The sequence below is a fragment of the Calothrix sp. CBUCES-K 9914 genome, assembly GCF_059640475.1.
On the sequence record NZ_JBXXZH010000389.1, the window covers coordinates 1 to 6,115 of the forward strand.

Consider the following 6,115-nt stretch of genomic DNA (forward strand, 5'->3'; position numbering starts at 1 on the left):
ACTGTTAATTTAAATTCGCTCGCAAAAGTCGGTACGGGTAATTGCTGTTGAGGTTCATCAAATAGTTGTACTGTTTCTCCCATATAAACAAACACAGTTTGCTCGTCTGGGTCAATAAGCCAACCCATTTCTGTGCCATGTTTGAGGCAATGTAAAATATTTTTTGTCACTTTTGTTTGACTTTGTTCAGGGGATAATATTTCAATAGTCCAATCTGGAGCATCAAGGAATATATTCGCAATTTCCCCATTCGCATCACACGGTATGCGCTCCCAGGTAAAAACAGATATATCAGGCACAACTGAACGACCACCAAATGTACAACGTAGCTCAGACAAAGCTCGTGCAATACGTTGAGGTTTCAAAGCTGGATTGATCGCAGCAGGTAATTCCGTTTGAATTATACTATGCTTTCCTTTCGGCATTGGCTTTTGAATGATTTCTCCATCAATGTATTCGCTAGCTGGTTTAGTTTCTGGTAGTTTCAGAAACTCTTCCAATGTCAAAGGTTTAGATGGTGTGCGTACCATAACGTGCAAGTCTCCATTAAAAGTCTGGCAGGTTGTGCCTTACATTTTAACATACATAAATTCCTTATCTTACCAACACGTATTCAGGTTGCAAATAATCTAATTTTTAATATAAGCTTTTTAATAAAAATGGAATATGATATCTAGCATCATCAGTATTTTAAGAATAAAATCTTCCTATCGCCAACAATAACTGCTCTCTAAAAATCTCTGCTGAACGCATCCAGTCGGTTGAGGGATGAATTAATTTCCAATAATCTTTTGCTTTTTTGATTGTTAGTAGAGCAAAAACTATCTCTGAATACTCTTGTTCATCAAGAAGTGCGCTACATTGTTTTTTCAACGAATTTACTAACTCACTTATTCCACTACAATCTAATCTAGAGCAGTAGCTGATGCGATTTGTTGCTCTTTCAAAGTTATTGCTCAAATCAAGGTCATCGCACATTGAATCTGCCATATCTATATAAATATCGTTCAGCGCCAAAGTTTTTCCTTTATAGTTAGGGGAACAGGAAAAGCTATCAAAGACTTCTTGAACATCGGGGATCAAAAATATGCTTCTTTATGAATTAGACCTGTCGTCCAAATCCGATGCTGTGCAATATTTGATTGATTTACTTTACATTTTTTGTATAAACTTTCAGAGGCAACTCTTAACTCTTAACTCTTAACAGTGTACCCACCCTTAAAAGGGGTGGGATTGAAACAAGGACGCTGTTTTTCTTCGCGCTTCGCTTACTCGAAAAACATCCTTTTTTAAACTGGGCTTTAAACCCAGAACGCGCATTTCTTTTTTGAACTCTTAACGGAGAACATCCTGTTAAGAGTTCCCCGTTAAGAGTTCCCTTCTTTATAATATAAAAATTAATTGTAAAAGGGTGCTTTTCCCACCTCCGTTTTGGCTTACGATTGGAAAAATATTTGGTACAAAGTCTTTTTAAAAAGTTAGATCAATATTTTTTAAGACTCTAAAATCAGGAACTTGAACTCGTTGTAAACGCATAATTAGCTCCTATTAACAATGATGTAAGGCGAAAAACATAATTTGTCATTCTGAGCGTAGCGAAGAATCTTAAAGATTTTGAGATTTTAATAGATGCTTCACTGCGTTCAGCGTGACAGTTTTTAGGTTAATTGAGTTTTTGTAGTTGTGCGACTCTGGGGTCGATGATTTTTGTGCCTAAGCTGGGAAATTTAACTGCTACAGAGGTTTTGTTGTTGGGGTCAAATACGTGTGTAATTTCTCCTTCTCCAAAGGTTTTATGCAGTACTCTGTCGCCAACTTGCCATTTTGTTACTGTTGTTCCTGTACTGGCGCCACTTCGCTCGTTTCTGATGTTACCTGTACCTGTTCTAACATTAGCTTGGCGCCCACCTTGTTGTGTTGCTATTAGTTCTGTAGGTAGTTCATCGAGAAATTGTGAACGAATGGCTGGTTCTCTACTACCATATAATCTACGTTCGCGCGCGTGGCTAATAAATAACCTTTCTTGCGCGCGGGTAATACCAACGTAACATAGGCGCCGTTCTTCTTCTAAAGAAGCAGGGTCTTGCATGGAACGGTAGTTAGGAAATAGTCCTTGCTCTAAACCAACTAAGAAAACAATCGGAAATTCTAACCCTTTTGATGCGTGTAATGTCATTAAAGATACTGCGGCTTCACCTTCTTTCAAATTATCTAAATCGGAACTAAGGGAAGTTTTTTCTAAGTAACCTTGTAGAGTGCCGCTATCTTCGTTTTCTTCTTGAAACTCTAATACACCATTATAAAGCGCTTGGATATTTTCGATTCTATCTTGGGCTTCGTCGGTTCCCGATGTATGTAAATCTTGGACGTAACCAGAATCTTCGATTATACCCTGCACAAGTTCCGCAACAGGAAGCGTGTCAATTTGTTCTTGCCACTTTTTAATAATACCCGCAAACCCATTTACCGCTTTTGCCGCGCGTCCAGCTAAGGTATTAACTGATGTTTCATCGCTTATTACTTCCCATAAAGTAGTACCTAACTCTTGGGCAGCGCGCGATAATGTATCAAGCGTTGACTTACCAATACCTCGTCTAGGAGTATTAATAACGCGCAGTATATTAACACTATCAGCAGGATTGACAACAGCTTTGAGGTAAGCCAAAATATCCTTAATTTCCTTACGGTCGTAGAATCTAAACCCACCAACAACCGTATAGGGAATTTGATATTTTACTAATAAATCCTCAAAGGGACGTGACTGAGCGTTAGTACGATACAATATAGAAAAACTTCCCCAATCTATATCAGGGTTTTCACGTTCAAGCCTACGAATTTGGTTGATAACAAAATCAGCCTCGACAACTTCATCGTCAGCTTTAAACAAATAAATTTTCTCACCCGCTGAACGAGTTGGTTTGAGAACTTTATCAATACGTTCTGTATTATTTTCAATTAAAGAATTCGCAGCTTCTAAGATATTCTCACACGAACGATAGTTTTCTTCTAACTTTACCATCGTGCTAGTTTCGTTATCTTCTAAACCATCACCAAAATCGCCCTGAAAACCCATTAAAATGGTAAAGTCAGCCATGCGAAATGAGTAAATTGATTGGTCCGCATCACCAACGACGAAGGTTGAACGGTCATTCCAATTCCAATTACTTTTATCAGTTTCACCATTAGTAGATAGCAAGCGAATTAAATCATACTGTGTTCTATTAGTATCTTGATACTCATCAACTAAAATATGATGAAACTTACTATGCCAATAATTTAAAACTTGTTTATTTTGTTGAAATAATCTTGTTGGTATCAAAATTAAGTCGTCAAAGTCAAGCGCATTATTTTCCGCTAACCTATCTTGATAGCAACTGTAAACTTGAGCAATTATCCGACCACGATAATTAGGCTGTTCACGCTCAAACTCTTTGGGTGATAAACCTTGGTTCTTGGCGTTACTAATAGCATACCGTACTGAACGAGGTTCAAACTTTTTATCATCAAGGTCGAGTTGCTTTGTAACAATCTCCTTAATTATTGCGTTGACATCAGAGTCATCGAATATAGAGAAATTTTTGTTCCATTTGCGACCGTTCTCATCCTGGTATTTATCTATATCCAACCGGAGAATGCGCGAAAATAAACTGTGGAACGTACCGCACCACATATCTTTGATAACATTTTTATAAACGCGCGAACGTAGCTTCACCTGGTCAAAATCGGGTAACAAATCATACTTTTCTCCATATTCCTGCATCGCCATGTGGTCGGCGAAGAGTTTTTGGATACGTTCTTTCATCTCCCGCGCGGCTTTGTTGGTGAAAGTAACCGCTAAAATATTCTCTGGTTCAACATTGTGTTCGAGAATCAGATTAGCGATACGATAAGTCAGCGCACGTGTTTTGCCAGAGCCGGCGCCAGCGACAACAAGCAAAGGACCACAATAGTGTTCGACGGCACGGCGTTGACTGGGGTTGAGGTGGCTAAGAAAATTAGTAGTTGTCGTCATGGACATAGTGCAATGTGTGGAGCAGACGTAGCCTCACATAATTTTATGTATACTTATCGGCTACACTACACTATCCTACCGGATTTTAGTTATAAGTATTATGTTGTGTGGGCGCCTGTCCTGGGCGAAATACCCGAATTAATTAAATATTGTAGCCGTAGGTTGGGTGGAGGCTAAAGGGAACCCAACATAAAACTACAGCCAACATAATAAACACTCCTCGTAAGTACCATTTGCCTCTAAAATGTAAAATAACCAAATTAATACTGTAAAAGAATAGCAAAATGACCCTAGAGCAATTACAAAACTGGGCACAAGCACAAATTAACAACACCGCAAAAGCCAAACATTGTATTCAAGAATAAGATTCACGAAATGACTATAACAAACGAGGTTTCATTTTTCCAAAAACTCATCATATTCGAGTCTCTCACCACTCATAAATCTAATTAACTTATTTCGTGCATCGCAACTTAAGCTAGAAGATACAAATTTAATACCCATAAATTCTAAACCACGTTGATAAACCTGTTCTTTCCCAGTTATAGTATTCTCAATGACTGTCTGCAAAGCCATCATTTGATTCTCCGTTAAATCATCTACAGTGGAACCCTCAGAAACTTTTTTATCTCTAAAAGCAAAATATACTAAATCTGCCAGGTCATAACGGTATATACATATTTTGATTAATCCAGGTAATATTTTTGTAATTTGTTTATCATCTAAATTAGTTAGATAATCTATAATCCAAATCATATCAAACAATTCTGTTTCAGCGTTTTTACGCACATCTTTATCGCTTGATATAAGTTTCTTTATTTCATGTAAAATATTATCATCAATATCTGGAGCAGCTATATTTTCCATAAATAATTCAATATTATTTGTTATTTATTTCAATAAAATTATTCTTCCTCGACAATTTCATATAACACAACATATCGTAACACATACAATACATCGCTTCACGTTACCTCATATATCTACAAGCTACTTCCTAAATACTCAACTAGCAACAAACGCAAGTGGTCAAGTTGCTCAATATATTTTTGGGTTTGAGGATATATTTCTAAGTTGTGGAAATACCACTCTGCAAAATAGTCTATATTGAAAAAATTTAGTTGTCGAAGATGATTCACACTTTTATTGTTTAATGAGACATCTGAGGTACTTAATACCGCTTGTTCAGCATATCCTTGAATATCTGTTGAGAATAACTCGATTACCCCTAAAATGGAAAATTCCTGCTCCTCCTCCCAATTAGCAATTTTTCTACGTTCTGCTTTCATCTCTTGATACATTTCGTCTAATTGCATTGATAGTAAGCGAATACGCTCTTTAGTAAAACCATCAGGTGATTGAGTAGATACGTTATTTTGAGTTTCCATAATTTATGCATTTTCTCCGTAAGTGACGATTTTCCCGTTACGTTCAATCAAAAACTCGTCTCCTTTATTCCATCGTGTCGCTCCATCTGGCAATAATTTCTTACGCGCTCCTTTTTTGTTAAAATTTGAGGCTTTTCTTAAGTATCGAAGATAATCCTCAGCAAAGCCATGTTTTTTTGCGTGCTTAACAATGCTAGTTGCTAGTGTAGGATAAGTTGCTCGATCCCAATAAGCCATTAAAGACTGTATTTCTATAATTTCAGTTTCTGTATAACCTGAGTAAAGTTCGTTTTCATAAGGGTCGGGACTGTTATTAGCTTCTGATGCATCTGTCATGATTATATTGTAACTATACCCTTTAAAACTACCATGCTAATTTTAATGTACACCATTGACGCTCATTAGTATCTTTAACTGCATCTAAAATACGGACGTTATGACCCCAAGGAATTTGTGCAACAACCTGTTGCACAATTTGTTCGTCTGGGTATGCTTCGGCAAAAGCTCTCATATATTTAAGTTTCATGCTCTGGCTAGTTGTAACTTTTTGAATTAAACTACTGCTTCGTGTCATGAATTTTTATGGTGTAAATAACCTGTAGGTTAGGCGTCTCGCCTGACCAATTGACTAATGCACAGGCGAGACGCCTATGCTACGACCATGTTTCTTGCTCTGGAATTAATACGACTTTTGCACCCAGCGCTTTGGCTAGCT

Annotated in this window: 7 protein-coding genes; all 7 read right to left on the bottom strand. The window is 37.3% G+C overall.

Annotation, left to right across the window (positions count from 1 at the left end):
* Positions 1-530, bottom strand: a 530-nt coding sequence (locus AC2JBO_RS42045) for a Uma2 family endonuclease (protein ID WP_496959569.1), incomplete at its 3' end; no start/stop codon positions are given.
* Positions 531-690: 160 nt separating this feature from the next.
* The gene (locus AC2JBO_RS42050) at positions 691-1,017 is read right to left on the bottom strand and encodes a hypothetical protein (protein ID WP_496959570.1); all 327 of its coding nucleotides are present in this window, start codon (positions 1,015-1,017) and stop codon (positions 691-693) included.
* A 646-nt stretch (positions 1,018-1,663) separates the two neighbouring features.
* Positions 1,664-4,012 (bottom strand): DNA helicase PcrA, encoded by a 2,349-nt coding sequence (gene pcrA, locus AC2JBO_RS42055; RefSeq protein ID WP_496959571.1) that lies wholly within the window; start codon positions 4,010-4,012, stop codon positions 1,664-1,666.
* Positions 4,013-4,408: 396 nt separating this feature from the next.
* Entirely contained in the window at positions 4,409-4,879 is a 471-nt protein-coding gene (locus AC2JBO_RS42060) for a hypothetical protein (protein WP_496959572.1), read from the bottom strand.
* 116 nt (positions 4,880-4,995) lie between these two features.
* Positions 4,996-5,400 carry a hypothetical protein gene (locus tag AC2JBO_RS42065; protein WP_496959573.1) on the bottom strand — a complete coding sequence of 135 codons (405 nt, stop codon included), beginning with the start codon at positions 5,398-5,400 and terminating at the stop codon, positions 4,996-4,998.
* A 3-nt stretch (positions 5,401-5,403) separates the two neighbouring features.
* Positions 5,404-5,736, bottom strand: a complete 333-nt coding sequence (locus tag AC2JBO_RS42070) for a hypothetical protein (protein ID WP_496959574.1) — start codon at positions 5,734-5,736, stop codon at positions 5,404-5,406.
* Between the two features lie 28 nt (positions 5,737-5,764).
* Positions 5,765-5,974: a DUF1016 N-terminal domain-containing protein gene (locus AC2JBO_RS42075; RefSeq protein ID WP_496959575.1), complete on the bottom strand. Its 210-nt coding sequence runs from the start codon at positions 5,972-5,974 to the stop codon at positions 5,765-5,767.
* Positions 5,975-6,115 lie beyond the last annotated feature (141 nt).

Excerpts from the sequence above, each read along its gene's own strand:
- pcrA (WP_496959571.1), bottom strand. The coding sequence starts at position 4,012 with ATGACGACAACTACTAATTTTCTTAGCCACCTCAACCCCAGTCAACGC.
- AC2JBO_RS42060 (WP_496959572.1), bottom strand. The coding sequence starts at position 4,879 with ATGGAAAATATAGCTGCTCCAGATATTGATGATAATATTTTACATGAA.
- AC2JBO_RS42065 (WP_496959573.1), bottom strand. The coding sequence starts at position 5,400 with ATGGAAACTCAAAATAACGTATCTACTCAATCACCTGATGGTTTTACT.
- AC2JBO_RS42070 (WP_496959574.1), bottom strand. The coding sequence starts at position 5,736 with ATGACAGATGCATCAGAAGCTAATAACAGTCCCGACCCTTATGAAAAC.
- AC2JBO_RS42075 (WP_496959575.1), bottom strand. The coding sequence starts at position 5,974 with ATGACACGAAGCAGTAGTTTAATTCAAAAAGTTACAACTAGCCAGAGC.